This is a genomic window from Herbidospora sakaeratensis (genome assembly GCF_001570525.1).
Taxonomy (GTDB): domain Bacteria; phylum Actinomycetota; class Actinomycetes; order Streptosporangiales; family Streptosporangiaceae; genus Herbidospora; species Herbidospora sakaeratensis.
In genome coordinates this window covers 27,784-52,415 of the sequence record NZ_BBXC01000024.1, presented here as the reverse complement: position 1 = coordinate 52,415, position 24,632 = coordinate 27,784, and the positions used below count along the sequence as shown (strand labels likewise).

The window sequence follows — 24,632 nt, the reverse complement described above, 5'->3', positions numbered from 1 at the left end:
CGGGGGCAATGGCGGAAACCCTCACTGTGACTTCGGTTACAGCCCCCGCCGTGTTACAGGTTTCTGAGCCAATTTCCGAGCAATTGTGAGCCATGCTCGGACAGGACCGATTCTGGGTGGAATTGCACCCCTTCCAGAGGGGCTGACCTGTGCCGCAGTCCCATGACCACCCCGTCGGGGGTGGTCGCGGTGACGGTCAGCTCCCCGGGCACGGTCTCGGGCACCACCGCCAGCGAGTGGTAGCGGGTCATGGTGACCGGGCTCGGCAGCCCCTCGAAGACCCCGTGGCCGTCGTGGGCGATCGGGCTGGTGCGCCCGTGCAGGAGTTCGGGGGCCCGCTTCACCTCGCCGCCGTAGGCGACGGCCAGGGCCTGATGGCCCAGGCAGACGCCCAGGTAGGGCACCCGCCGGGCGGCACACCAGTGGACCAGCGGCACGCTGACCCCGGCGTCTTCGGGAGCCCCGGGGCCCGGGGAGACCAGCACCCCGTCGAACCCGCCGGCGTCGGCGACCCCTACGTCGTCGCGGGGCCGGACGTCGCAGTCGGCGCCGAGGACACGCAGGTATTGCACGATGGTGTGCACGAAACTGTCATGGTTGTCGACGACCAGAATGCGCACCTGCTCACCCTACGGTCACCTCGTCAAGGGCGACACGCGGCTCCAGCCACGGGAAGACGCCGTACCAGAGGACGAGCCCGGCCAGGCCGAGCAGCAGGAGCGTGCCGACCAGCTTGGCGGCGCGGTTGCCGGGCAGGCGGCGCCAGATGAAGGCGTACATACGCAGGACCTCCTAGATCACATCGCGTTCCTCGGTCTTGGTGAGGGAGCCGAAGACGATGAGGCGCTGGCGGGCCGAGTATTCGGGGTGGCAGGTCGAGAGGGTGATCAGGGCTTTCACCGCCTTCTTGCCGGGGTGACCGGGGACCGGTTCGATGACGTCCACCTCGGTGGGTTCGACGATCTTCGTGCCGGTGACCTGGTAGGTGTACCGGGCCTCGCGGGCGTCGACCACGATGGGGTCGCCCTTCTTGAGTTCGTCGATGCGGTTGAACGGGGCGGCGTAGGTGGTGCGGTGGCCCGAGACGACGAAGTTGCCGACCTCGCCGGGCTGGGCCGAACCGGGATAGTGGCCGGGGCCCTGGCGCAGGTGTTCGTCCTCGACGCCCTCGACGATGGCGTATTTGTAACTTGCACCGAGGCGGGGGATCCGGATGAGGGCCACGGCGCCGCCGAGTTCGACCTTCCCGAGGGGCTTGTCGGCCTGCTCGGCCTCGAGTTGGCGCTGGAGGAGGCGCTGGTGGCGTTCGGTGTAGGCGCTGGTACCCCATAGCAGGTAGGCGCAGAAGAGCAGCAACACGACACCCAGGGTGATGCTGAGCTCACCGATGGTCCGCAGGATCGCCCTCACCGGGCCACCGTAGAAGTGGGGGTGCTCGAGATCCCCGGTGTTGACCTATTGTTTGCGGACGCCCGATGGAAAGGGGAATCGCCCTTCGGGGACGTCGGCGTCTATTCTTAGCGACTACGCTTACTGCCAGACCCGCATCGAGCGCGGGTGACCATCAGGAGACTCCCGTGCCCAACTCGAAGGTTCGCAAGAAGGCCGTCTACACCCCGCCGCAGAAGACGACGACGGTCAAGGTGAGCCCCCGCTGGCTCGCGCCGGTGATGGTGGCGTCCTGGATCCTCGGCATCGGCTGGATCGCGGCCTATTACATCGTCGGCCGCACGGGCCCCGTGTTCGAGCCCCTCGGCAACTGGAACCTGGCGATCGGGTTCGCCCTGATCATCTTCGGTGTGGTTCTCTCCACCAAGTGGCGCTAGCCGGGTTCACGACGACGGGCTGAGACTTTCCACAGGTTTTTCCACAGCCTGGGGAAGCATCAGCCCGTATTCGTTTCACCGGGGGAACGGCCCGATCTGCCTCTCCCACTCGGCGACGAACGCGTAGGGATCGGCCAGGTAGACGGTCAGCACCAGCACGAGCAGCACCGCGGCCACGCCGGCCCACTGGATGACCGACCGGTTGCGTTCGGGCGCGTAGGCGAAGATGACCGCCACCAGCGCGCCCACGACCAGGCCGCCCAGGTGACCCTGCCAGCTGATGCCGGGGATCACGAAGGTCACGAAGACGTTGATGCCGATCAGCCAGACCACCCCGCGGGCGTCGTAGCCGAGGCGGCGGGCCATCACGAACATCGCGCCGAACAGGCCGTAGATGGCGCCCGAGGCGCCGACGGCCGAGTAGGCGCTGAACAGGTAGACGGCGACCGATCCGCCGAGCGCGGCGGTCAGGTAGAGCGCGGCGAACCGCGCGTGACCCAGGCGGCGTTCGAGTTCGGGCCCGATGACCCACAACGCCCACATGTTGAACAGGATGTGGGTGATCGCGAACGCCGACGTGGGCCGGGAGTGCAGGAAGGCGCCAGTGATCAGCCGCCAGAACTCGCCGCCGTAGATCGCGCCCGGCGAGGTGGAGAACCGGTTGACGAACTCGCCGCCCAGCACCAGCTCGGCCGCGTAGGCCAGCACGTTGACCGCCAGCAGCGCCCAGGTGACCCGGGGCACGGTGACGTGGCCGCCGCCGAACTGGGCCCGGGCCTGCCGGACGCCCTTGTTGCCCTCGCGGACGCACTCGACGCACTGGAAGCCGACCGCGGCGTCTTGCATGCAGTCGGGGCAGATGGGCTTGTCGCACCGCTGGCAGCGGACGTAGGTCTCGCGCTCGGGGTGCCGGTAGCAGGTGGGCACCGCCGCCGAGCCCGGTTCCATCGAGGGAGGCTGGGTGGTCATGGGGTCCTTCCGGAGGGGCCTTACCACAGCCTGCCATACGGAAACGGCGAAGGCGCCCACCGTGGGGCGCCTCCGCCGCGGGCGATCAGACCCGGTCGATGGTGACCGACTCCAGGACGACTTCCTTGATCGGCCGGTCGCGGCCGTCGGTCTCGGTGACGGCGATCGCGTCGACCACGTCGCTGCCCTCGATGACCTCACCGAAGATCGTGTGCCCCTGGTTCAGGTGGGGGGTCTTGGCGACGGTGATGAAGAACTGCGAGCCGTTGGTGCCCTTGCCGAACCGCTTGCCCGCGTTGGCCATGGCCAGCAGGTAGGGGCGGTTGAACTGGTTCTCGGTGTGGATCTCGTCGTCGAAGTCGTAGCCGGGGCCGCCGATGCCCTGGCCCAGCGGGTCGCCGCCCTGGAGCATGAACCCGGCGATCACGCGGTGGAAGACGGTGCCGTCGTAGAGCTTGGCGTTGGTCTTCTGGCCGGTCTCCGGGTGGGTCCACTCCCGGGTGCCCTCGGCGAGCTCGACGAAGTTGCGGACCGTCTTCGGCGCCTGGTTCGGCCAGAGCTTGATTTTGATCGTGCCCCGGTTGGTGTTCAGGGTCGCGATGAGGTTCTCAGCCATGCGTGGCCGCCCCCTTTGTGTCACAGACTCGATGTTTTCCAAGGGCAAGGGTAGCGATCGTCCGGAGCGCCCCTGGTGATGATTGAGGGGCATTCCGCCGGGAAGGTGACGCTTCGGGGCCCCAATTCGACAGGGGAGGTTGTCGTGTCCCGGACAATGAAGAAGAAGGCGCGCGCCGCGCTCGACTATCCAGAGACGTGGGCGAGCCGGGCGAAACACTCGGCTTACCGCACGGCCAACAGGGTCGGCCCGATGGCCGGCATGGCCCGTGACGGCGCGATCGGCATGGCCGGCAACGCTCGTGACTACGCGGGCACCGCCCGTGACGTCGCGACGAGCCGGTTCGAGGACGCCCGCTACTGGGCCGCCCCGCGGCTTGACCACGCGGCGATTTCGTTCGAGGAGCACATCGCGCCGAGGGTGGCCGCGATGATGGCCGAGATGGCCCGTCGCATCGACCCGGCGCCGCCGATCGTCAAGCGGCGGACCCGGATGCCGATGATGGTGCTGATGGGCGGCCTGGCCATGGGCGCGATCGGTTTCGCGCTCTACAAGCGGAACGCCCGGCAGTGGGCGGACACCATGTCCGACACCAAGGAGGCGGTCCGCGGCAAGGTGGAGCACGTGCGGCACCGCGCTCACCAGGCGGGCGAGACGATGGAGCAGAAGGCCGACGAGATGCAGAACCGCATGTCCTGAGGCCCAGCTCGGAGGAGCCGGCGCCCATGATCGGGCGTCGGCTTCTTTGTGTATGAGGGCACGTTTGGGGCAGTCTTGGCTCTCGTGACGGACAAATCCGTTTCCTCCGGGCCCTCGCCCGTCGAGACGCCCATCGCACACGCTCCCATCGGCGCCGTGGCCGAACCGCCGCCTCCGCCGGAACGCGAGCCGACCGGCGAGCACAAGCTGCCGTTCGGCCGTCCCGGCAAGCCCATGGGCAACGGCCCGTTCATGTTCGGCCTGGTGGCCGCGCTGGGCGTGCTGACGGCCTGGTGGCTGGTCCAGATGGTGGCCGCCGCCGGGTCCGTCCTGGTCCTGATCGTGGTGTCGCTGTTCCTGGCGATCGGGCTCAACCCGGCCGTCGAGTGGCTGCACGGCCGGGGCATGGCCCGCATCTGGGCGATCACCATCGTGTTCGTCGGGGTGATCGCGTTCTTCGCGATCTTCGCGGTGTCGATCGTGCCGGCGCTCACCGAGCAGACGACCGGCTTCATCCAGGACGTGCCGACGCTCGTCCAGCAGCTCCAGAACCATCCCCTGATCCGGTCGCTGGACCAGGAGTATCAGGTGCTGGACAAGCTGACGCAGTACGTCACCAGCGGCGACCTGGCCACCCAGCTCTTCGGCGGCCTTCTCGGCGTGGCCGGCGTGGTGATCAGCGCCGTGTTCAGCTTCCTGACGGTGCTGGTGCTGACGCTCTACTTCCTCGGGTCGCTGAACACGATCAAGGAGTCGGGCTACCGGCTGGTGCCGCGCTCGCGGCGCGAGCGGGTGACCAAGCTCGTGGACGAGGTGATCAGGCAGATCGGCGGCTACGTCGGCGGCAACCTGATCATCTCCCTGATCGCCGGCGTGGTGACGTTCGTCTTCCTGACCATCGCCGGGGTGCCCTACGCCCTGGCGCTGGCGATCTTCGTGGCGATCACCGACCTGATCCCCATGGTCGGCGCGGTCATCGGGGCCGCGGTGGCCTCTCTGGTGGGCCTGCTGACCTCGTTGCCCGTCGGCATCGCGTGCGTGATCTTCTTCGTGATCTACCAGCAGATCGAGAACTACGTGATCTCGCCGAGGGTGTTCAAGTCGTCGGTCGACGTGCCGCCGATCGCGACCATCATCGGCGCCCTGCTGGGCGGCGCGCTGCTCGGCGTGGTGGGCGCCCTGCTGGGCATCCCGCTGGCCGCCGCCCTGCTGCTGATCCTGCGGGAGGTGGTCCTGCCCCGGCAGGAGAAGCTCTAATGGTGGGCGTGGGCGTACTCGTCGCGGCGCAGCAGCATCACGGCGAGCATCAGCGGGAACATGATCACGTGGGTCGTCATCATCAGGCCGTGGTCGTCGAGCACGCCGGCCCAGAAGAGCGGGAAGGCCACCAGCGCGGGCGCGTACATGGCGGCGCACATCTCCAGGGTGCGTGGCCATGAGTGCCCGCGCAGCCGCATGACGACGGCCATCCCGATCGACATGTTGGTGGCCATGACGAGGTAGCCGAGCTCGGGGCCGAGGTCCCAGCGGCCGGTGACCAGGCCCAGCAGGAACATCCCGGCGAACATCGCGACGATCATCTCGAGGTAGTGCAGGACGAATCGTTTCCAGTTCATGCGGTCGAGGATGGTCCGCGAGAAGGAGCCGAACCTACGTCCGGAGACCAATGTGTCCGGAAATCTGGGCTCTTAGTCTGCTGTCATGCGGAGAGTCGTGGTCGTCGGGTATCCGGCCGCCGAATTACTGGACATCGCCTGTGTCACCAGCTCGCTGATCATGTCGAACCTGTTCGGCGCCGCGCCTCCCTACGACGTCACGTTCGCCACCCTCGGCGGGCGGCCCGTCGTCTGCGCCAGCGGGCTGACCCTGGCCGCGCAGGGCGCGCTCGAACACGAGACCGGCCCGCTCGACACCCTGATCGTCGCCGGCGGGATCGGCTGCGACGACGCCGCGGACGATCCCGTGCTGGTCGCCCACGTCAGGCGGCTCGCCGCGATCAGCCGCCGGGTCGCCTCGGTCTGCACGGGCGCGTCGGTGCTGGCCGAGACCGGCCTGCTCGACGGCCGCCGGGCCACCACCCACTGGTGGCACGCCCCCCGCCTGGCCGCCCGCCACCCGCGGATCACGGTCGACCCCGACCCGATCTTCATCCGCGACGGCGCGGTCGCCACCTCGGCCGGGGTGACCGCCGCGCTCGACCTCACGCTGGCGTTCATCGAGGAGGACCACGGCGCCGAGGTGGCCCGGATGACCTCCCGGCACCTGGTGACCTACCTCCAGCGGCCCGGCAACCAGGCCCAGATGAGCATGTTCGTCAAGCCTCCCGCCCCCGACGGGCCGCTGAGCACCCTCACCGCCTTCATCGGGGCCAACCTGTGCGACGACCTGTCGACGGCCGCCCTCGCCCGCCGCGCCGGCACCAGCGAGCGCCACCTGACCCGGCTGTTCGTGAAGCACCTGGGGTCGTCGCCGGCCCGGTACGTGCGCGAGGCCCGGCTGGAGGCGGCGGCGCGGCTGCTGGAGACGACCGACCTGACGATGGCGGTGATCGCCCAGCGGACCGGCTTCGGCCGGGCGGAGTCGCTGCGCCAGGCCTTCACCGGCCGCTACGGCATCGCCCCGTCGCGGTTCCGGAAAACCTCCGTGCAACCTTCCTGACGGCTCGGGCCATCAGAGATGTGACGGCATCCCCGGGAGGGCTCCTGATGGCGGCGGACGCCGAGTTCATCGAGTACGCCACGGCGAAGACGCCCTGGTTACGCAAGGTGGCCTATTTGTTGTGCGGCGACTGGCATCAGGCCGACGACCTGGTCCAGGCGGCGATCACCAAGCTGTTCGTGCACTGGCAGCGGGCGCGGCGGGCCGGGAACCTCGACGGCTACGCGCGGGCGGTGCTCGTGAACGAGTTCCTGGCCGAGCGCCGGAGGTTCTGGGCGCGGTGGGTGGTGCCGTGGACGGGGACGGACGAGGCGGTGGCCGTACAGGACCTGGAGACGGCTCTCGACCTGCGGACCGCGCTCGACGCGCTGCCGCCGCGGCAGCGGGCGGCGGTGGTGCTGCGGTACTACTGCGACCTGTCGATCGAGGAAGCGGCGCGGACGATGCGGTGTTCGCCCGGGAACGTCAAGAGCCAGGCCTCGCGGGGGCTGGCGACGCTGCGCAGGAACCTGGAGAGGGTCTGACGTGTCCGACGGGCTGACCGTGCAACTTCATGATCTGGTACGCAACCCGCCCCCGCACACCACCATCGACGTCGGCCGGGCCGTGCGCGGCGGGCGGAGACGGCGGCGGGCGCGGCAGGTCGGCGGCCTGGCGGGCGCACTGGCGCTCGCGGGGGCGCTGGCGGTGTTCCTCAACCCGGCCCACCGGGAAGCCGACACCGTCGCCGGTCCTTCGGTCACCGGCGGCGCGGTCCTCGACCGCTATCCCGTCTTCGGCTGGTTGCCCGAGTCGGTCAGGCGCGGGGGCGGCAGTCTTTCGATCTACGACGTCGATGACGAGCGCGCGGCGATCTACGAGTCGGGCGACCAGCCCAAGTCGGCGATCCTGCTCGACCTGCTCGTGCCTCCGGGGAGCGGTGAGCAGGCGCCGCCGGTGAACGGGAACCCGGCGTTCTGGGTGGACGACGACTGGTTGCGCTGGCGCATGCCCGACGGAACCTGGGTCCAGGCCGGCACGAACGACCTGCCGGAGCGGGACGTCCGCGGCGTGCTGCACCGCGTCGCGTCGGAGCTGACGGTCGTGCTGCGGCCGAGGTCGTACGCGGCGGACGCGCTGCTGCCCGAGGGGTGGCGGCTCGACCGGATCGAGGTGGTCCGGCTCGGCACCGAGACCGCGCCCAGGTTCTGGGAGCAGCGGGTCCACTACACGCTCCACGGCAGGCCCGTGACAGTGCGGATCGGGTGGGGCGTCTCCCGCGCCGGAGCCTGCCTGGACGCCGTGAGCCGCCAGTCGGAACGGGTGACGTTGTGCGCCGACGACGCCGAGACGCTGCGGCGCTTCGACCTGTACGCCGTCGGCGAGGGCCTGCACCTGTCCGTGCTCTAGAAGAGGGTCAGCGGCTCCGTCTCGGGAGGCTCGGGCAGCGGCTCCAGTTCGGGAAGGCGCGCCCTGACCTCCTCGTGGAAGCGCCGGTTGAGGGTGAGCGCGTCGACGTTGTCGGGGGTGTGCACGAACATCGTCGGCGAGCGGCCCTCCTTCAGCCACTCGACCGTCTTCTCCACCCAGAAGGCCCAGCCCTCGACGGTCCGGTCGGGGTCGTCGCGGCCGATGTAGCGGATCAGCGGGTGGGCGGTCAGCGCGCGGTCTCTTCTGGGCATGCGCGGTTTGCGCGTCCACGCCTCGCGTTCGGTGTCGGAGGTCGGGGGCCGCTCGAACAGGACCGTCGTGTCGAAGGGCACCCATTCGGCGTCGCGGGGGGCCAGCACCTTCTCAAGCGCCGAGGCGGCCCGCTCGTCGTCGAAGAAGGCCCGGTGGCGGACCTCGACGGCGTAGCGGTGGCCCGTGGGCAGCCCGCGCAGGAAGGCCGCCAGGACGCCGAGGTCGGCCGGGCCGAAGCCGCCGGGGAGCTGGATCCACAGGGCGTGGTTGCGGGGGCCGAGGGGCTCCATCGTGTGCAGGAACGCCCTCAGCTCGTCGGCCGCGCCCGTCAGGCGGCGTTCGTGGGTGATGGTCTTCGGGAGTTTGACCAGGAAGCGGAAGTCGGGGCCGGTCTGGCGGGCCCACGACTCGACGGTCTCGCGCGACGGGACGGCGTAGAAGGTCGTGTTGCCCTCGACGGCGGTGCAGTGGGCCGCGTAGTCGGCCAGGCCCTCCGACGGCCACGACTTCTGGTTCCACATCGCACAGCCCACGGCAAGACGAAGTCGCATGGGGTCATGCAATCACCTGGGCCGAGGTGACGAAAACGGGAACGGGAACGGAACAACCGGTCGGCCGCGGCCCTGCGGCACTGGTCGTCGCGCCAGGCGTCGGTGACCACGGTGCCGAAGACCTTGAGAACCTCTTTCCGAATGTTTCATGACCCGTCCCAGGTGGGCTGATCTCCTCCGCGCGGAACGTTGCCTGCTGAAATATTTCGGTTCACTCTCCGATATATTTCGAACGTTCGGAGGAGAGCATGAAACGACTCCTGGTCGCCCTCCTGATCCTCGCGGCGGGGCTGCTGCCCCTGCGCCCGGCTCAGGCGGCCTCGCTCGTCGAGGTGACGGGGTTCGGCACCAATCCCACCAACCTGCGCATGCACCTGTACGTCCCCGACACCGTCGCCCAGCGCCCCGCGATCCTGGTGGCCGTGCACTACTGCACCGGCACCGGTCCCGCCTTCTACACGGGCACGGAGTTCGCCTCCCTGGCCGACCGTTACGGCTTCATCGTGATCTACCCGTCGGCGACCCGCAGCGGCCAGTGCTTCGACGTGTACTCCTCCGGCGCGCTGACCCACAACGGCAACAGCGACCCGGTGGGCATCGTCTCGATGGTCAACTACGTGAAGTCGCGCTACAACGCCGACCCGAACCGGGTCTTCGCCGCCGGTGCCTCCTCGGGCGGCATGATGACCAACGTCCTGCTCGGCGACTACCCCGACGTGTTCCGGGCCGGGGCGGCGTTCATGGGCGTGCCGTTCGCCTGTTTCGCCACCACGGGCGGGTCGACGTGGAACAGCCAGTGCGCCAACGGGCAGCTGATCAGGACCGCCCAGCAGTGGGGTGACCTGGTGCGCGGCGCCTACCCGGGGTACACCGGGCCCCGGCCGAGGATGCAGATCTGGCACGGCACCGAGGACGCCACCCTGCGCTACCCGAACTTCGGGGAGCAGATCAAGCAGTGGACCAACGTCCACGGCCTGTCGCAGACGCCGACCTCCACCGACACCCCGCGCTCCGGCTGGACGCGGACCCGCTACGGCACCCAGGTCGAGGCGATCAGCCTCCAGGGGGTGGGCCACAACCTGCCGCTGTCGGGTCAGGCCGCGATGGCGATCACCTTCTTCGGCCTCGACGGCGCCCAGCCGTCACCCTCACCCACGCCGACGCCTTCCCCGACGCCCACGCCCAGCCCGACGCCCACGCCCACGCCCACGCCCACGCCGACCCCCAACAACGGTCCCTGCCGGGTGACCTACACGGTCAACCCGTGGAACACCGGGCTGACGGCCGGGGTGACCGTCACCAACACCGGGACCAGCCCGATCGGCTCGTGGAACCTGGCGTTCACGCTGCCGTCCGGGCAGACGGTGACCTCGGCGTGGAACGCCACCGTCTCGCCGGCCAGCGGGAACGTCACGGCGGCGAATCTGTCGTACAACGCGACGATCCCCGTGAACGGGAGCCAGTCGTTCGGGTTCAACGCCAACCACAACGGCAACACCGCGCGGCCGAGCGCGTTCACGCTGAACGGAACCGCCTGCACCGTCGCCTGACCGGGAAACGGCCCGGCTCCGGCCGGGCCGTTTTACGGGACGTTACGGTGTCACCATGAGTGAACCCCCGCGTACCCACTGGCTCCGGCGCTGGCCGGGGCTGGTGCTCGCGCTGCTCGCCGTGCTGATGACGGCGATCGACAACCGGGTGATCGCGCAGAACGCGCGGCCGGGGTTGGCGGAGTTCCAGCGTCCCCCCTTCGAGCTGCCGATCTGGCTGCACGGACCGATGTTCGCCTTCCTCTCACTCACCCTCGCCCTGATCGCCGGCCTGCTCTGGTACGAGGAGGCCCGGCCCTTCGCCCTGTGGTGGTGGGTGGCCCAGCTGATCGCCTACGGCCTGTGGGCGCCGCTCTCGCTCGGGTTGCGCCTCCACTACCTGGCCGCGGTCGACGCGGCGATCTTCCTGGTGCTGCAGGTCGTCGGCTTCTTCGTCTTCTGGCGCGACAGCAGGATGGCGGCCCTGCTACTGCTGCCGTTCATGGCCTGGACGACCTACCTCATCGCCCTCAGCTACGAGTTCGGCCGGCTCAACACGTAGGGAGCACCTCGGTGTTCTGGCAGGCGGTCAGCAACCAGCGGCCGTCCTCCTTGGCCATCACCCACATGGGCGAGCCCGGGTTGCCGTCCGACGGGGTGTAGCGCTGGACCACCTTCACCGCCGCGACGTCGGGGCGGATGAACAGCACGTGCTCGATCTCGAAGGTGACCGACAGGTCGGTCATCGCGCCCGGCAGCACCTTCCGGGTGAAGGCGGCGATCTCGTCGCGGCCGTACAGGCGGCGGCCGTGGCCGGTGGTCCAGATCGCGTCGTGGCGGAAGAGGGCGACGAACTCCTCGACCAGCTCGTTCCGCTGGGCGTGCTCGACGGCGGCGACGACGGCTCTGATCTCCTCGATGTCCATGGCCTCAGCGTGCTTCATCAAGTGAGCTTGACGTCAAGGAGGGCTTAGGTCCCTTCCGCCGGAGACCTCCGGTATCTAGATTTCGTCCCATGATTCGTGTCTTCCTGCTCGACGACCACGAGGTCGTGCGGCGTGGAGTGGCAGCGCTGCTGGAGTCGGAGGAGGACATCGAGGTCGTCGGCGAGGCGGGCACCGCCGCCGCGGCGGCCGCGCGCATCCCCGCCCTGCGGCCCGACGTGGCGATCCTCGACGTACGCCTGCCCGACGGCGACGGCGTCAAGGTCTGCCGCGAGGTGCGCAGCCAGGTGCCCGGCCTGGCCTGCCTGATGCTCACCTCCTACGCCGACGACGACGCCCTCTTCGAGGCCGTGATGGCCGGGGCGGCCGGTTACGTGCTGAAGCAGATCCACGGCTCCGACCTGGTGGGCGCGGTCCGCACGGTCGCCGCCGGGCAGTCGCTGCTCGACCCGCAGACCACCGCGTCGATGCTCCACCGGCTGCGCGACCAGGCCGGCCGCACCGACCCGCTGGGGATGTTGTCGGAGCAGGAGCGCACGATCCTGGAGCTGATCGGCGAGGGGCTGACGAACCGGCAGATCGGCGAGCGCATGTATCTGGCGGAGAAGACCGTCAAGAACTACGTCTCCAACCTGCTGGCCAAGCTGAACATGCAGCGCCGGACGCAGGCGGCGGCTCTCGCGGCCCGGATGAGGGCAGATCGGCGCGATTGATGTGACTTAGGTCCCTAATCCCCTATATGCCGTTACCGGCAGACTCACGTCATGAGAATCGACTCGGCCGGACTCACGGTGTTGTCGCGGGAGGAGTGCCTGCGCCTGTTGGCCACCACGCCTATCGGGCGGCTGGTCTTCACCTATCGGGCGCTGCCCGCCGTCCAGCCGGTCAACTACGTCCTCGACGGGGAGACCGTCGTCATCCGGACCGCCATCGGCTCCCGCCTGGCCGCCGCGACCCGTGACGCCGTGGTGGCCTTCGAGATCGACGACGTCGACAAGGACACCGGTTCGGGCTGGTCGGTGACCGTGCTCGGGCACGCCCGCGGGGTGACCGCGCCCGAGGAGGTCGCCCGGTTGTCGGCGCTGCCGTTGATGCCCTGGGCGCCGTCGGCCTTCGACCACTTCGTGACGCTCTCGACCGAAGAGGTGTCGGGGCGCCGTATTAATTGACGGGCACGCTCCAGCGGAGGCGGGTGTTCCAGGCGCCGGCCGGGCCGATCGAGAACGACCCGCCCAGCAGGACCGCCCGCTCCTCCAGGTTGCGCAGGCCGCTGCGGCGGCCCTCGGCGGCGACGCCGACGCCGTCGTCCTGGACGATCAACGTCAGCACGCCGTCGGTCACCTCGGCCACCACGTCGGCGCGGGTGGCCTTCGCGTGGCGTACCAGATTGGAGAGGGCCTCGCGCAGGACGGCGAGCAGCTGCTCGGCGACCGCGTCGCTCACGGCGTTGTCGAGCCAGCCGTCCATCCGCAGGCCGGGCATGAAGCCCAGGTGGCCGCGGGCGCCCTCGACCAGTTCGACGATGTGGGACCGGAGGCTCTGCTCGCCCATCACGGCCGGCGACTGCAGCGCGAAGATGGTGGAGCGGATCTGCCGGATCGTCTCGTCGAGCTCGTCGATCGTGTGCCTGACGCGGGTCGCCGCCTCGGGGTGTTCGACCAGCCGGACCGTGCTCATCAGCGTCATGGCGGTGGCGAACAGCCGCTGGATGACGACGTCGTGCAGGTCCTTGGCGATGCGGTGGCGGTCTTCGAGCAGGCCCAGGCGCTCGGCGTCCTCGCGGGCCTCGGCCAGTTCCAGCGCGATCGACGCCTGGTCGGCGAAGGCGCTCAGCATGCGCACCAGCGACGGCGTGAACGGCAACCGCCCCGGACGTTTGCCCAGCAGCAGCACCGCGCGCACCGAACCGACCCGGCCGAGCGGTATCGACGTCTGGTCGACGAGGTCGGCGAGGTCGCCCTCGACGATCTCGGTGCCGTTGCCGAAGCGCAACACCGCGACGTCGGCGTCGGCCATCTCGCGGGCCCGGCCGACGACGTGGGTGAGCACCTCGTGAGGGCCGGCGCCCGACAACAGGCTCGTGGTCACCTCGGACGACGCCTGCAACCACATCTCGCGGCGGCGGGTCTCCTCGTAGAGGCGGGCGTTCTCGATCGCGACGCCGGCGGCCGTGGCCAGCGCGGTGACGACCGCCTGGTCCTCCTCGTCGAACTCGGCGCCGCCGCGCTTCTCGGTCAGATAGAGGTTGCCGAAGACCTCGTCGCGCACCCGCAGCGGCACGCCGAGGAAGCTGCCCATCGGCGGGTGGCCGGGCGGGAAGCCGTAGGAGTCGGGGTGGTCGGAGATCCGCGCCAGCCGCAGCGGCTTCGGCTCCTTGATGAGCAGGCCCAGCAGCCCGAGGCCGTGGGGCCAGTGCTCGATGCGGGCGATCTCCTCCTCGCTCAGCCCGACCGGGATGAACTCCAGGAGGGTGGACTCCTCGCCCACCACGCCGAGCGCGCCGTAGGTGGCGTCGACCAGCCGGGCGGCGGTCTCCACGATCCGGCCGAGCACCGTCTCCAGCTGGAGGTCGCTGCCGATGAGCACGACGGCTTCGAGCAGCGAGTGGACGCGGTCGCGGGTGGCCAGCACCGCCTCGAGCCGGGTCTGCAGCTCGGCGAGCAGCTCATCCAGGCGCATGCTGGGCACGAGGGGGTGAGCCATGCCGACATTCTGCTCCTAACCGGCGGGACTTTGGTCCTTTCGGGGCGAGCCGTCCGGCCCTAGCCGGGAGATCTCGACGCGGGCAGCCTGATCGCGTGGTTTCCATTCCTGGTGAGGTGGCCGTGCTGGCGCGGTCGGAGGCGGTGCTGGCGGCGCTCGTCGACGTGCTGCCGGTGTGTTCCTACGTGCGGGCCGACGACGCGGAGATGTTGACCCATTGGGGCGACGACCCGCTGACGACGGTCATCGTCGTCGACTCGCTGGGGGACCCCCGGGAGTTCGCGCAGGTCGCGGCGCGGGTCAGCCGCCGCAAGCCGATCGTGGTCTTCACCCCGGCCGGGATCACCGAGGGCCTGGCGGCGCTCGCCCGCGCCACCGGGGTGATCCTGGTCGAAGGGCTGCGCGACCTGGTCGACACCGTCCGGCTGCTCGCCTACCAGCCCCTGCCCGCGGGCCGCCGGGTGGCCGTCAGCGGCGACCTGCTGCACGCCGACGCGGCCACGCCGCTGCTCCCGCGCGGGGCCGAGGCCGACGCCGACGCGTGCCTGGTCGTCGCGCCGTTCGGGGCCGACCTCGGCACGGCGTGGAAGACCGTGCTGGCGGCCGAGCGCGAGGTGACCACGCTGGCGTGCGTGCTCGGCCAGGACGGGCTGGTCGGCGGCCGGGTGCCGTGTTACGCCTACCCCGAGCAGGCGGTCGGGGCGCTGGCCCGGGTGGCGGCCTACGTGGAGTGGCGGCGGACCGCGCCCGAATGGCTCTTCGCGGCCGACGACCCGGCGGCGCGCGGCCTCGTCCACGACACTCCGGCGCTGCTGGCCCACTTCGGCATCACGCTCGGCCCTTCGTGGCCGGGGGTGGAGATGACCGTGCGGGGCGTCAACGACCCGGTGACCGGGCCGCTCGTGGTGGTCGGCTACGGCGGCGTCGTCGCCGAGCTGACCGGCGACCGGGCCTGCCGGGTGCCGCCGCTCGGGCCGGAGGCCGCCGCCGAGATGATCGCCGACCTGCGCTGTTCCCCGCTCCTGTACGGCTACCGCGACCACCCCCGGGCCGACACGGCCGCGCTGGGCGAACTCCTCACGCAGGTCGGCCGCCTGGTCGCGACCGTCCCCGAGGTGACGTCGGTGGACCTGTCACCGGTGACGGTCTCCTCGAAGGGCGTGACCGTCACCGGGGCGCGGCTGAGCGTGCGCTAGAAGTCGGCGTCGAAGCTGACCGAGCCGGTGACGCCGACCTGGTAGGCCGAGACCTTGCGCTCGAAGAAGTTCGAGAGCTCCTGCACGTCCTGGAGTTCCATGAAGGCGAAGGGGTTCTTCGAGCCGTACAGGGGCGCGATGCCGAGCTGGGCCAGCCGGCGGTCGGCGACGTGCTCCAGGTAGAGGCGCATGTCGGCGATCGACATGCCCGGCACGCCCTGGTTGAGCAGGTCCTCGGCGAACTGGGCCTCGCAGTCGACCGCCTCGGCGAGCATGGTCCTGATCTGGGCGACCAGGTCGTCGTCGAACAGGTCGGGCTCCTCGGCGCGGGCGACCTCGACGACGTCGAACGCGAACGCCATGTGCATCGACTCGTCGCGGAACACCCAGTTCGTGCCCGAGGCCAGGCCGTTGAGCAGGCCGCGGGAGCGCAGGAAGTAGACGTACGCGAAGGCGCCGTAGAAGAACAGGCCCTCGATGCACGCGGCGAAGCAGATGAGGTTGAGCAGGAAGGCCCGGCGGTCGGCCTTGGTCTCCAGGCTCTTCAGGTCGCCGAGGGAGTCGATCCAGCGGAAGCAGAACTCGGCCTTGCGGCTGATCGACGGGATGTTCTCGACGGCCGCGAACGCCTCGAAGCGCTCCTGCTCGTCGGGCACGTAGGTGTCGAGCAGGTTCAGGTAGAACTGCACGTGCACGGCTTCCTCGAAGAGCTGCCGCGACAGGTAGAGGCGCGCTTCTGGGGCGTTGACGTGCTGGTAGAGGTTGAGCACCAGGTTGTTGGCGACGATCGTGTCACCCGTGGCGAAGAAGGCCACCAGCCGCGACACCAGGTGGCGTTCGGCCGGCGACAACCTGCCCAGGTCGGCGAGGTCGGAGTGGAGGTCGACCTCCTCGACGGTCCAGGTGTTCTTGATGGCGTCGCGATAACGCTCGAAGAACGCCGGGTAGCGCATCGGGCGCAGGGTCAGGCTCATGCCGGGGTCGAGCAGCATCACTGGCACGCCTCACAGGACTCGGGGTTCTCCAGGGAGCAGGCGATCGCGGCGTCGACGGCCGCGACGGGCACGGTGGCCTGCTGGATGCGCGTCGCGGGGCGCGAGCGCAGGTAGTAGGTGGTCTTCAGGCCCGACTTCCAGGCGTACAGGTACATCGACGACAACTTGTCGATGGTCGGGCTGGCCATGAACAGGTTGAGCGACTGGCTCTGGTCGATGTACGGCGCCCGCGCCGCCCCCATGTCGATGAGGGCCCGCTGCGGCAGCTCCCACGCGGTCCGGAACAGGCTCCTGACCTCACCAGGCAACTCGGCGATGCCCTGCACCGAGCCCTCGGCCTGGCGGATGGCGGTCCGGACCGGCTCGGTCCACAGGCCCCGGGCCTTGAGCTCGGCGACCAGCGCGTTGTTGATCTGGAGGAACTCCCCGCTCAGCGTCTCGCGCTTGAAGAGGTTCGACACCTGCGGTTCGACGCACTCGTAGCAGCCCGCGATCGAGGCGATGGTCGCCGTGGGGGCGATGGCGATCAGCAGGGAATTGCGCAGCCCGTGCTCGGCGATCTTCGCGCGGAGGGCGGTCCACTCGGGGCTGAGGCCGTGCAGGTCGGGCTGGAGCTTCCCACGGGCCGCCCAGGTCTCGCCGTACGCCGGATGCGGCCCGTGCTCCGCCGCGAGGTCGGCCGAGGTGTCGAGGGCGGCCAGGTAGATCTCCTCGGAGATCCGGGTCGACAGCTCCTTGGCCTCGGGGGAGTCGAAGGGCAGCCGGAGCGCGAAGAAGACGTCCTGGAGGCCCATCAGCCCGAGCCCGACCGGACGCCAGCGCGGGTTGCTCGCCGCGGCCTGCTTGGTCGGGTAGTAGTTGATGTCGATCACGCGGTCGAGGAAGACCACGGCCGTCTTGACGGTCCGGCGCAGCCTGGCCCAGTCGACGCCGCCGTCGGCCAGGTGGGCGGCCAGGTTGATGGAACCCAGGTTGCAGACCGCGGTCTCGTCGTCGTTCGACACCTCGATGATCTCGGTGCACAGGTTCGACAGGTGCACCACGTTGCCCGGCTCGGCGGCCTGGTTGCAGGTGCGGTTCGAGGTGTCCTTGAACGTCATCCAGCCGTTGCCGGTCTGGGCCAGGGTGCGCATCATCTTGGCGTAGAGGTCGCGGGCGCGGATCTGGCGCGCCTGGCGGCCGTCCTGCTCCGCCTTGCGGTAGACCTCGTCGAAGGCGTCGCCCCACAGGTCGGGCAGCTCGGGCAGCTCGTTCGGGTCGAACAGCGACCACATCTGGTCGGCCTCGACGCGGCGCATGAACTCGTCGGGGATCCAGTTGGCCAGGTTGAGGTTGTGGGTGCGGCGGGCGTCCTCGCCGGTGTTGTCGCGGAGCTCCAGGAACTCCTCGACGTCGGGGTGCCAGGGCTCCAGGTAGACGCACGCGGCGCCCTTGCGGCGGCCGCCCTGGTTCACGGCGGCCACGGAGGCGTCGAGGGTGCGCAGGAACGGCACGATCCCGTTGGAGTGGCCGTTGGTGCCCTTGATCAGGGCGCCCCTCGACCTGACCCGCGACCAGGAGATGCCGATGCCGCCGGCGAACTTCGACAGGTGGGCGACCTGGGCGTACCGCTCGTAGATCGAGCCGAGCTCGTCGCGCGGGGAGTCGACCAGGTAGCACGAGGACATCTGGGTGTGGCCGGTGCCGGAGTTGAACAGCGTCGGCGAGCTGGGCAGGTAGGCCAGCGACGACATCAGGCGGTAGAGCTCGACCGCCTCGCCGGGCGTCTGGGCCAGGCCGCAGGCCACCCGGAGCAGCCAGAACTGCGGGGTCTCGACCGGGAGCCGGGTCTGGGGGTGGCGGAGCAGGTAGCGGTCGTACACGGTGCGCAGGCCGAAGTACTCGAACCGCCGGTCGTTGCCGACGTCGATCGTGGCGTCGAGCAGGTCGGCGTGGTCGGCCACGAAGGCGGCGGTCGTGTCGCCGATCAGGCCGAGGGCGTGGCCCTCCTTGATCGACCGGCTGAACGTGTCGGCCTCCACCTCCTTGCGGATGTAGGCCGCCAGCAGCCGCGCGGCCAGCCGGGAGTACTGCGGCTCCTCGCCGATCATCTCGGCGGCGGTCTGGATCGACAGGCGGTCGAGTTCGGCGGTGGTGGCGCCGTCGTACAGGCCGCTGATCGTCCGGGTGGCGACCCGCAGCGGCTCGACGTCGGCGAGCCCGCCGGAACAATCCTCGACCGCGCGGACGATCCTCGTCACGTCGACCGGTTCGAGCGACCCGTCGCGCTTCTTGATCCGCATCCTCGTCCTCTCCTCGCGAACTCACCGAGGCGCGCGGGCACGAGGGCACCGGGCGGGGCCGTCCCACGCGGCCTCGGACCAAATCGCGATTGGCAGGTATTCGGACTCGCGGGCATGCTCTTTCGAAGCGCCTACCGGCCGTCGCTTCCCAGGCCCGTCGACGGGCCCAGTGCTTGATGACGGCTTTCGTTCCCACTCACCGCTGCGGGGCAGTCCCGGATTCCCACCGGGTTCCCTCTTACGCCGTCCCACCTGGCAGGCGGGGCGAACCAACGCGTGGGACACCATATATGGGATCGTTCTCAGCTGTCACATCAACATGTGGTGTCCGGTACCCCCGGGCGAATCCCCTTGGCGGAGTGTGCGCAGGATGGGGTGATGGAGCGGAAAACCTGCACCGTGCGGTTGGTGGGCGGGCCCACCGCGCTGCTGGAGATCGGCGGCCTCCGGCTGCTTACCGATCCGGCCTTCGACGCGCCCGGGCCGATCGCCAGCGGCACCCGGACGCTCATCAAGACCACCGGCCCGGCCGTCTCCCGGGAGGAACTGGGCGATCTCGACATCATCCTGCTCTCCCACGATCAGCACGCCGACAACCTCGACCGCTCGGGCCGCGCCCTGCTCGACGAGGTGCCCGAGGTGCTGACCACGCCCGAGGCGGCCGAACGGCTCGGCGAGGACATCACCGGCCTGCGGCCCTGGGACCACGTGACCTTCGAGCGACCCGACGGCGGCTCCCTCCGCATCACGTGGGTGCCGGGCCGCCACGGGCCGCCGGGCACGGAAGATCTCACCGGCCCGGTGACCGGCTTCGTGCTGACCGCCTTCGATCTACCGGCGATCTACGTGAGCGGCGACAACGCCTCACTGGAGGAGACCCGCGAGATCACCGAACGCCTCGGCCCCATGGACGCCGGGATCTTCTTCGCCGGCGCCGCCCGCACCCCGCTGCTCGACGGCTTCCTGACCTTCACGGCCGAGGAGGTGGTGGAGGCGACCCTGATCACCGGCGCCGAGGTGGTGATCCCCGTCCACATGGAGGGCTGGCAACATTTCACCGAAGGCCCGGCCGACCTGCTCGACGCCTTCGAGAAGTACGAACTCGCCGACCGCCTGCGCCTCCTGGAACCCGGCCAGTCGACGTCGTTCTAGCGGCCGGTGACGGGGTTGCGGCCGAACTTCTCCTCGGTGACCAGGAGAACGAGGCGGCCGGGGTCGTCCCTGAACCGCACGGCCGCCCAGACGTACCAGCCAGCGTCGGCCTTCTCGATGACAGGCCCCTCGCCCCAGCCGCCGGGGCTGCCCGGCGGAACGCTGATGGGCATGAAGCCGACCTTCCCGCCCGGTAGGCGGGGCAGGACCTCCCCGACGGTCTGCCCGCCGACGTCGAGATCGACGAACCGGAACGGCTCCTCCTCTTCGCTGGTCACCTCCCTGAACGGACTTCCCGAGACGACCCGGCACGGCGCGACCGGGCCTCGGTAGACCAAGGTGCCGGCGCCCCCGTCGGCGCCGATCGTGTAGACGATCGTCTGGTCTTTCTCGAGCAGGGTGCCGTCGATCCGCATTCTCCAGCCCGGCCCGTCTCCTTCCGGGAGGGTGTAAAGACCGGGCGGGACGTCGTAGACGATCTCCCCCCGTGGCTCCTGGCACCAGTGACCTGCCGGGACGTGGTCGACCATGGCCGAGACGCCGAGGCTCATCAGGTCATCGCGCAGGCGGCTGACGTCGCCGAAGTCGTGCACGCTGACCCAGACGACGCCGTCGGCGTCCTTGGTGACGGCGTAGGAGGGCGTGCCGATCTGGAAGAGCCCGGCTCCGACGGCCGTGGCCATTCCGGCCAGGGCCAGCGTGAACCTTCTTCTTCGCGGCTTTCGGGTCGTGATTCCGGCCAGCAGCGTCCGGGCCCCCGCGCCGGACGGGTCGGCGCCTTGATGGCCGGGTTCGACCCTGGCCAGCGCGGCGATGAGTTCGTCGGTGTCGTTCACAGGGGCCTTTCCGCCGGTAGGCACAGGTCGTTCTCGGTGAGCTTCTCGGAGAAGCGGCGTCGCGCCCGGTGCAGGCGAATCCTGACCGCATTGCGGGAGATCCCCAGGACGGCCGCGATCTCCTCGTGCGACAGGCCCTCCCAGGCGAGCAGGCCCAGCAGTTCCCGATCGTCATCCTTGAGGGTTGCGAAGACCTGGTGGATCGCGGTCAGGTCGGCCGGGTCGGCGTACAAGGCGGCGAGGTCGGCGTCGAGTTCGACCATGCGGGCCCGCCGTTTCGCCTCACCCCTCCGGTGATCTGCGGCGACGCGCCGGGCGATGCCGTAGAGCCAGAGCAGCGCCTCGGGGCCGGGAGGTAATCGGGCCACCTTCCGCCAGGCGATCGTGTAGGTCTCGGCGACGACGTCGGCGGCGTCCAAGGGGTCGGCGCAGCGGCGGGCGGCGTAGGCGGTGATCCGGCCGTACGTCTCCCGGTAGACCTCCTCGAACCGGGTTTGGCGTTCATCCACTGGTGTCCTTCGTCGGCGGGGCTGCGTACACCTTCTTCATGGGCTGACCGGCGCCGGCATTTCACTGGGATTGTCGTCGATCCGTACACGACCAGGGTCAAAGCGGCATTTGGGCACGTCGGAGAGCAGGCCGAAGTGAAACGTCACGGAAAGAAACGGAGAACACATCGTTAGTAGCAGAATGTGCCATTTCCAAGGGATATGCGCTGGCACCATGCTCTGTGGAGACCATCTCCCCCAAGGAGCAGAACACCTGTGGCTAATCCCAGAGCACGCCGCCTGATCGCCTCGGCAGGTCTGTCGTTAGCGGTCGCGGCCAGCCTGACGACCGTCCCGGCTCCCGCCAACGCCCTCTCGAGCGATGTCGTCATCTCCGGCGTCTACGGCGGTGGCGGCAACTCGGGCGCGACCATCAAGAACGACTACATCGAGCTGGCCAACCTCACCGGCAGCCCGGTCAGCGTGTCCGGTTGGAGCGTTCAATACGCCTCCGCCGCAGGTGCCGTCTTCCAGATGACGAACCTGACGGGCACCATCCCGGCCCATGGGAAGTACCTGGTCCAGCAGGCCGCCGGCGCCGGCGGCACCCTGAACCTGCCGACCCCCGACGCCATCGGCTCGATCCCGATGTCGGGCACCTCCGGCGTCGTCGCGCTGGTCACCGCGCAGATCCCGCTGGTCGGCTGCGGCATCACCTGCTCGACCGCCCCGAACGTGAAGGACCTCGTCGGCTACGGCGCCACCGCCAACGTCGAGACCCTCGCGGCCCCCGGCCTGTCGAACACCACGGCCGCCGCCCGGTCCGGCTCGATGGTCGACACCGACAACAACTCGGTCGACTTCACCTCGGGCGTGCCGAAGGCCACCAACTCGGCGGGCACCACGGTCGTCGCGACCGACACCGGCGGCCCGACCGACCCGACGCCCGGCTCGGTCCGCATCCACGACATCCAGGGCAGCGGCCGGATCTCCCCGATCGTCGGCCAGAACGTCACCAACGTGCCCGGCATCGTCACGGCCGTCCGCAACACCGGCAACTCGCGCGGCTACTGGATGCAGGACCTCTCGGCCGACGCCGACCCGCTGACCTCCGAGGGCCTGTTCGTCTTCACGGGCTCGACCTCCCCCGGTGTCGTCGCCGGCGACTCGGTCGTCACCTCCGGCCGCGTCACCGAGTTCCGCCCCGCCACGGGCTCGCAGGCGCTGACCGAGATCGGCGGCACCGTCAGCACCATCAGGGTGAGCGGCGGCAACGCGCTCCCCGCGCCGATCCCGGTGAACCTGCCCGCCGTCTACACCAAGTCGGGCGCCCTGGAGGCCCAGCCGCTGGAGCCGTCGTCGTACGTGCTCGACTACCTCGAGGTCCACGAGGGCATGCGGATGACCGTCGCCCAGGACACCAAGCTGGTCAGCCCGGTCAACACCGAGTTCGGCGAGCTCTGGGTGTCGTACACCCCGAACCACAACCCGACCCCGCGCGGCGGCCACATCTACCTCGACTACGCCGACAACAACGCGGGCCGGTTCTTCATCCAGTCGCTCGTCGGCGCCCCCGCCGCCAACGTCGGCTCGACGCTGGCCGCCGGCACCACCGGCGTCATCGACTACCAGAGCTTCGGCGGCTACGTCCTGCAGGCCACCCAGCTCGGCGCCATCACCGAGGGCGGCCTCAAGCGCCAGAAGGTGACCCCGGCGAAGAAGGCCGGCGACCTGTCGATCGCGACGTACAACGTCGAGAACCTGACCGTCGCCGACTCGGCCGCGAAGTACCAGCGTCTCGCCGAGGCCGTGGTCGTCAACCTCGGCACGCCCGACATCCTGGCCCTCGAAGAGATCCAGGACAACAACGGCACCGCCACCGGCACCGTCGCGGCCGACCAGACCGTGGCCAAGTTCATCGCGGCCATCGTCGCGGCCGGCGGCCCCACCTACGACTGGCGCTCGATCGACCCCAACGAGGGCACCGACGGCGGCGCGCCCGGCGGCAACATCCGCCAGGTCTTCCTGTTCAACCCGGCCCGGACCACCTTCGTGGACCGTCCGGGCGGCGACGCGAACACCGCCGTGACGGTGCTGCGCGAGCGTCCGACGAGCAACCAGGTCTACCTGTCGGCCTCCCCCGGCCGCATCAACCCGACGTCGTCGGCGTGGTCCTCCAGCCGCAAGCCGCTCGTCGGCGAGTTCCTGTACGACGGCAACAAGCAGCTGTTCGTCGTCGCCAACCACTTCAACAGCAAGGGCGGCGACCACCCCCACTCGGCGGCGGTCCAGCCCCCGAACCGCACCACCGAAGTCCAGCGCATCGCGCAGGCCACCGAGGTGCGCAACTTCATCGCCGACCTCAACACCAAGAGCGGCGGCCAGGCCCGCGCGGTCGTCCTGGGCGACATCAACGACTACCAGTTCTCGCCGGCCGTCGGCACGCTGACCGACAACGGCGCGCTGCTGAAGGCGCTGATCAACGACCTGCCCGCCGGTGAGCGCTACTCGTACATCTTCGACGGGAACTCCCAGGCGCTCGACCACATCCTGGTGACCCCGAACATCAAGGGCTACGCGTACGGCGTCGTGCACATCAACGCCGAGTTCTCCGACCAGGCCTCCGACCACGACCCGCAGATCCTGCGGATCCTGACCGGGTGCAACACGGAGCCGCTGCCCGAGCGGTGCCGTCCGGGCAGCCCGGTCGTGGACGTCGAGTAACACCCTCCGCAGAACGGAAGCGCCCGTCCTCTTCCCCGGGGGACGGGCGTTTCCGCGTTCAGGGGAGGTCGTCGCGCAGGCGGCGGTAGGGCACGTCCGGGCCCATGTGGTGCTGCCACTCCTCTTCGGTCAGGTTCTCGGTGAGGCGGCCCAGCGCCTGGGCGATCAGCTCCTCGGTGCTCAGGGCCCACACCCGCGCCGAGCCGTCGCCGCTCGCCGAGGCCAGCCGGGAACCGTCGGGGCTGAACGCCAGCGACCACACCGCGTCGTCGTGCGGCAACTCGGCCAGTTCCGCGCCGGAGGCGGCGTCCCAGATCCGCACCGAGCCGTCGCGGCAGGCCGTCGCCAGCCGGTCGCCGCCGGGGGAGAACGCCGCCCAGTTCACCTCGCCGTCGTGGGTCAGCCGCGCCACCTCCGCGGCCGAGACCACGTCCCACACCCGTACGCACCCGGCGTCGTCGACCGAGGCCAGCCGGTCGCCGCCGGGCCCGAACACCACCGCCCGCACCAGGACGTCGTGGGCCAGCCGGGCCTTTTCCGTGCCCGATCGGGTGTCCCAGACGCGGGCCGTACCGTCGCCGCTCGCCGACGCCAGCAGGTCGCCGCCGGGGCTGAACACCACCGACCACACCACGTCGCCGTGGGTCAGCCGGATCAGCTCCGCGCCCGTGGCCGCGTCCCACACCCGGACCGTGCCGTCGGCGCTCGCCGTCGCCAGGCCTGCGCCGCCTGGGTCGAAGACGACCCAGTTCACCGGGCCGTCGTGCGCGAGCCGCAGGACCTCGGCGCCCGCGTCCCATAT

Annotated in this window: 27 protein-coding genes and 1 riboswitch; of the genes, 13 read left to right on the top strand and 14 right to left on the bottom strand. The window is 69.9% G+C overall.

Annotated elements, in window-relative coordinates:
• Window positions 1–53: 53 nt before the first annotated feature.
• The 3 genes from AW271_RS34065 to AW271_RS34060 are packed head-to-tail and all read right to left on the bottom strand — an operon-like array spanning window position 54 to window position 1,410.
• The gene (locus AW271_RS34065) at window positions 54–620 is read right to left on the bottom strand and encodes an anthranilate synthase component II (RefSeq protein ID WP_083977630.1); all 567 of its coding nucleotides are present in this window, start codon (window positions 618–620) and stop codon (window positions 54–56) included.
• A gap of 4 nt (window positions 621–624) precedes the next feature.
• Window positions 625–780 carry a hypothetical protein gene (locus AW271_RS40980; protein WP_169806440.1) on the bottom strand — a complete coding sequence of 52 codons (156 nt, stop codon included), beginning with the start codon at window positions 778–780 and terminating at the stop codon, window positions 625–627.
• A 12-nt stretch (window positions 781–792) separates the two neighbouring features.
• On the bottom strand, window positions 793–1,410 hold the full coding sequence (locus tag AW271_RS34060) for a class E sortase (protein ID WP_062341755.1): 618 nt from the start codon (window positions 1,408–1,410) through the stop codon (window positions 793–795).
• 167 nt (window positions 1,411–1,577) lie between these two features.
• Between AW271_RS34060 and AW271_RS34055 the strand changes: the two genes are divergently transcribed.
• Window positions 1,578–1,826 (top strand): cell division protein CrgA, encoded by a 249-nt coding sequence (locus AW271_RS34055; RefSeq protein WP_030455197.1) that lies wholly within the window; start codon window positions 1,578–1,580, stop codon window positions 1,824–1,826.
• A gap of 75 nt (window positions 1,827–1,901) precedes the next feature.
• Here the strand turns inward: AW271_RS34055 and AW271_RS34050 are convergent, their stop codons facing one another.
• Window positions 1,902–2,795, bottom strand: coding sequence for a rhomboid family intramembrane serine protease (locus tag AW271_RS34050; RefSeq protein ID WP_062341753.1), 894 nt, complete (start codon window positions 2,793–2,795; stop codon window positions 1,902–1,904).
• Between the two features lie 85 nt (window positions 2,796–2,880).
• The gene (locus tag AW271_RS34045; RefSeq protein WP_062341751.1) at window positions 2,881–3,411 is read right to left on the bottom strand and encodes a peptidylprolyl isomerase; all 531 of its coding nucleotides are present in this window, start codon (window positions 3,409–3,411) and stop codon (window positions 2,881–2,883) included.
• A 144-nt stretch (window positions 3,412–3,555) separates the two neighbouring features.
• On the opposite strand from AW271_RS34045, the gene AW271_RS34040 reads away from it, so the two are divergent.
• On the top strand, window positions 3,556–4,110 hold the full coding sequence (locus AW271_RS34040) for a hypothetical protein (protein ID WP_157554919.1): 555 nt from the start codon (window positions 3,556–3,558) through the stop codon (window positions 4,108–4,110).
• 84 nt (window positions 4,111–4,194) lie between these two features.
• Window positions 4,195–5,367 (top strand): AI-2E family transporter, encoded by a 1,173-nt coding sequence (locus AW271_RS34035; protein ID WP_245653333.1) that lies wholly within the window; start codon window positions 4,195–4,197, stop codon window positions 5,365–5,367.
• On the opposite strand, the gene AW271_RS34030 is transcribed toward AW271_RS34035, so the two are convergent.
• The gene (locus AW271_RS34030) at window positions 5,364–5,726 is read right to left on the bottom strand and encodes a hypothetical protein (RefSeq protein WP_062341955.1); all 363 of its coding nucleotides are present in this window, start codon (window positions 5,724–5,726) and stop codon (window positions 5,364–5,366) included. The two genes, AW271_RS34035 and AW271_RS34030, sit on opposite strands and share 4 nt — an antisense overlap.
• Window positions 5,727–5,811: 85 nt before the next feature.
• On the opposite strand from AW271_RS34030, the gene AW271_RS34025 reads away from it, so the two are divergent.
• From AW271_RS34025 to AW271_RS34015, 3 genes are read left to right on the top strand one after another with little or no spacing between them, the layout of a single operon-like run.
• Window positions 5,812–6,768, top strand: coding sequence for a GlxA family transcriptional regulator (locus tag AW271_RS34025; protein WP_062341745.1), 957 nt, complete (start codon window positions 5,812–5,814; stop codon window positions 6,766–6,768).
• A 47-nt stretch (window positions 6,769–6,815) separates the two neighbouring features.
• Window positions 6,816–7,292 (top strand): SigE family RNA polymerase sigma factor, encoded by a 477-nt coding sequence (locus tag AW271_RS34020; protein WP_062341743.1) that lies wholly within the window; start codon window positions 6,816–6,818, stop codon window positions 7,290–7,292.
• Window position 7,293: 1 nt separating this feature from the next.
• The gene (locus AW271_RS34015; RefSeq protein ID WP_062341741.1) at window positions 7,294–8,157 is read left to right on the top strand and encodes a hypothetical protein; all 864 of its coding nucleotides are present in this window, start codon (window positions 7,294–7,296) and stop codon (window positions 8,155–8,157) included.
• On the opposite strand, the gene AW271_RS34010 is transcribed toward AW271_RS34015, so the two are convergent.
• Complete coding sequence (locus tag AW271_RS34010) at window positions 8,154–8,981, bottom strand: DUF72 domain-containing protein (protein ID WP_157554917.1); 828 nt, start codon at window positions 8,979–8,981, stop codon at window positions 8,154–8,156. The two genes, AW271_RS34015 and AW271_RS34010, sit on opposite strands and share 4 nt — an antisense overlap.
• Window positions 8,982–9,229: 248 nt before the next feature.
• Between AW271_RS34010 and AW271_RS34005 the strand changes: the two genes are divergently transcribed.
• Complete coding sequence (locus tag AW271_RS34005; protein ID WP_062341736.1) at window positions 9,230–10,531, top strand: extracellular catalytic domain type 1 short-chain-length polyhydroxyalkanoate depolymerase; 1,302 nt, start codon at window positions 9,230–9,232, stop codon at window positions 10,529–10,531.
• Window positions 10,532–10,586: 55 nt separating this feature from the next.
• Window positions 10,587–11,072, top strand: coding sequence for a TspO/MBR family protein (locus AW271_RS34000; protein WP_062341734.1), 486 nt, complete (start codon window positions 10,587–10,589; stop codon window positions 11,070–11,072).
• Here AW271_RS34000 and AW271_RS33995 read toward each other — a convergent pair.
• The gene (locus AW271_RS33995; protein WP_062341732.1) at window positions 11,062–11,454 is read right to left on the bottom strand and encodes an SgcJ/EcaC family oxidoreductase; all 393 of its coding nucleotides are present in this window, start codon (window positions 11,452–11,454) and stop codon (window positions 11,062–11,064) included. The two genes, AW271_RS34000 and AW271_RS33995, sit on opposite strands and share 11 nt — an antisense overlap.
• Window positions 11,455–11,525: 71 nt before the next feature.
• Here AW271_RS33995 and AW271_RS33990 point away from each other — a divergent pair, with 71 nt between their 5' ends.
• Window positions 11,526–12,167 carry a response regulator transcription factor gene (locus tag AW271_RS33990; RefSeq protein WP_062341729.1) on the top strand — a complete coding sequence of 214 codons (642 nt, stop codon included), beginning with the start codon at window positions 11,526–11,528 and terminating at the stop codon, window positions 12,165–12,167.
• A gap of 51 nt (window positions 12,168–12,218) precedes the next feature.
• Window positions 12,219–12,623, top strand: a complete 405-nt coding sequence (locus tag AW271_RS33985; protein WP_062341727.1) for a pyridoxamine 5'-phosphate oxidase family protein — start codon at window positions 12,219–12,221, stop codon at window positions 12,621–12,623.
• Here AW271_RS33985 and AW271_RS33980 read toward each other — a convergent pair.
• Window positions 12,616–14,157, bottom strand: a complete 1,542-nt coding sequence (locus AW271_RS33980; protein WP_062341725.1) for a sensor histidine kinase — start codon at window positions 14,155–14,157, stop codon at window positions 12,616–12,618. The two genes, AW271_RS33985 and AW271_RS33980, sit on opposite strands and share 8 nt — an antisense overlap.
• 95 nt (window positions 14,158–14,252) lie before the next feature.
• On the opposite strand from AW271_RS33980, the gene AW271_RS33975 reads away from it, so the two are divergent.
• Window positions 14,253–15,353, top strand: a complete 1,101-nt coding sequence (locus AW271_RS33975) for an acetate--CoA ligase family protein (protein WP_157554915.1) — start codon at window positions 14,253–14,255, stop codon at window positions 15,351–15,353.
• On the opposite strand, the gene AW271_RS33970 is transcribed toward AW271_RS33975, so the two are convergent.
• Window positions 15,350–16,345 carry a ribonucleotide-diphosphate reductase subunit beta gene (locus tag AW271_RS33970; protein ID WP_062341721.1) on the bottom strand — a complete coding sequence of 332 codons (996 nt, stop codon included), beginning with the start codon at window positions 16,343–16,345 and terminating at the stop codon, window positions 15,350–15,352. The two genes, AW271_RS33975 and AW271_RS33970, sit on opposite strands and share 4 nt — an antisense overlap.
• Window positions 16,345–18,630 carry a ribonucleoside-diphosphate reductase subunit alpha gene (locus AW271_RS33965; RefSeq protein WP_062341720.1) on the bottom strand — a complete coding sequence of 762 codons (2,286 nt, stop codon included), beginning with the start codon at window positions 18,628–18,630 and terminating at the stop codon, window positions 16,345–16,347. The genes AW271_RS33970 and AW271_RS33965 overlap by 1 nt, the downstream gene beginning before the upstream one ends.
• A 74-nt stretch (window positions 18,631–18,704) precedes the next feature.
• A riboswitch (cobalamin riboswitch) is annotated at window positions 18,705–18,920 on the bottom strand.
• Window positions 18,921–19,008: 88 nt separating this feature from the next.
• On the opposite strand from AW271_RS33965, the gene AW271_RS33960 reads away from it, so the two are divergent.
• Window positions 19,009–19,782 (top strand): MBL fold metallo-hydrolase, encoded by a 774-nt coding sequence (locus AW271_RS33960; RefSeq protein WP_062341718.1) that lies wholly within the window; start codon window positions 19,009–19,011, stop codon window positions 19,780–19,782.
• Here AW271_RS33960 and AW271_RS33955 read toward each other — a convergent pair.
• Window positions 19,779–20,618 (bottom strand): hypothetical protein, encoded by an 840-nt coding sequence (locus AW271_RS33955; protein ID WP_062341716.1) that lies wholly within the window; start codon window positions 20,616–20,618, stop codon window positions 19,779–19,781. The two genes, AW271_RS33960 and AW271_RS33955, sit on opposite strands and share 4 nt — an antisense overlap.
• On the bottom strand, window positions 20,615–21,127 hold the full coding sequence (locus AW271_RS33950) for an RNA polymerase sigma factor (RefSeq protein WP_062341714.1): 513 nt from the start codon (window positions 21,125–21,127) through the stop codon (window positions 20,615–20,617). The genes AW271_RS33955 and AW271_RS33950 overlap by 4 nt, the downstream gene beginning before the upstream one ends.
• A 255-nt stretch (window positions 21,128–21,382) precedes the next feature.
• On the opposite strand from AW271_RS33950, the gene AW271_RS33945 reads away from it, so the two are divergent.
• Window positions 21,383–23,830 (top strand): DUF8508 domain-containing protein, encoded by a 2,448-nt coding sequence (locus AW271_RS33945; RefSeq protein WP_062341713.1) that lies wholly within the window; start codon window positions 21,383–21,385, stop codon window positions 23,828–23,830.
• 58 nt (window positions 23,831–23,888) lie between these two features.
• Here AW271_RS33945 and AW271_RS33940 read toward each other — a convergent pair.
• Window positions 23,889–24,632 (bottom strand): WD40 repeat domain-containing protein (locus AW271_RS33940; RefSeq protein ID WP_169806438.1); only part of this gene is annotated, 744 nt, incomplete at its 5' end.

Bases quoted from the DNA above. Each gene is read 5' to 3' on its own strand.
- AW271_RS34020 (WP_062341743.1), top strand. From the start codon at position 6,816: ATGGCGGCGGACGCCGAGTTCATCGAGTACGCCACGGCGAAGACGCCC.
- AW271_RS34050 (WP_062341753.1), bottom strand. From the start codon at position 2,795: ATGACCACCCAGCCTCCCTCGATGGAACCGGGCTCGGCGGCGGTGCCC.
- AW271_RS34045 (WP_062341751.1), bottom strand. From the start codon at position 3,411: ATGGCTGAGAACCTCATCGCGACCCTGAACACCAACCGGGGCACGATC.
- AW271_RS34005 (WP_062341736.1), top strand. From the start codon at position 9,230: ATGAAACGACTCCTGGTCGCCCTCCTGATCCTCGCGGCGGGGCTGCTG.
- AW271_RS33965 (WP_062341720.1), bottom strand. From the start codon at position 18,630: ATGCGGATCAAGAAGCGCGACGGGTCGCTCGAACCGGTCGACGTGACG.
- AW271_RS34000 (WP_062341734.1), top strand. From the start codon at position 10,587: ATGAGTGAACCCCCGCGTACCCACTGGCTCCGGCGCTGGCCGGGGCTG.
- AW271_RS40980 (WP_169806440.1), bottom strand. From the start codon at position 780: ATGTACGCCTTCATCTGGCGCCGCCTGCCCGGCAACCGCGCCGCCAAG.
- AW271_RS34025 (WP_062341745.1), top strand. From the start codon at position 5,812: ATGCGGAGAGTCGTGGTCGTCGGGTATCCGGCCGCCGAATTACTGGAC.
- AW271_RS33995 (WP_062341732.1), bottom strand. From the start codon at position 11,454: ATGAAGCACGCTGAGGCCATGGACATCGAGGAGATCAGAGCCGTCGTC.
- AW271_RS33990 (WP_062341729.1), top strand. From the start codon at position 11,526: ATGATTCGTGTCTTCCTGCTCGACGACCACGAGGTCGTGCGGCGTGGA.
- AW271_RS33980 (WP_062341725.1), bottom strand. From the start codon at position 14,157: ATGGCTCACCCCCTCGTGCCCAGCATGCGCCTGGATGAGCTGCTCGCC.
- AW271_RS33985 (WP_062341727.1), top strand. From the start codon at position 12,219: ATGAGAATCGACTCGGCCGGACTCACGGTGTTGTCGCGGGAGGAGTGC.
- AW271_RS33960 (WP_062341718.1), top strand. From the start codon at position 19,009: ATGGAGCGGAAAACCTGCACCGTGCGGTTGGTGGGCGGGCCCACCGCG.
- AW271_RS34010 (WP_157554917.1), bottom strand. From the start codon at position 8,981: ATGCGACTTCGTCTTGCCGTGGGCTGTGCGATGTGGAACCAGAAGTCG.
- AW271_RS33970 (WP_062341721.1), bottom strand. From the start codon at position 16,345: ATGCTGCTCGACCCCGGCATGAGCCTGACCCTGCGCCCGATGCGCTAC.
- AW271_RS34030 (WP_062341955.1), bottom strand. From the start codon at position 5,726: ATGAACTGGAAACGATTCGTCCTGCACTACCTCGAGATGATCGTCGCG.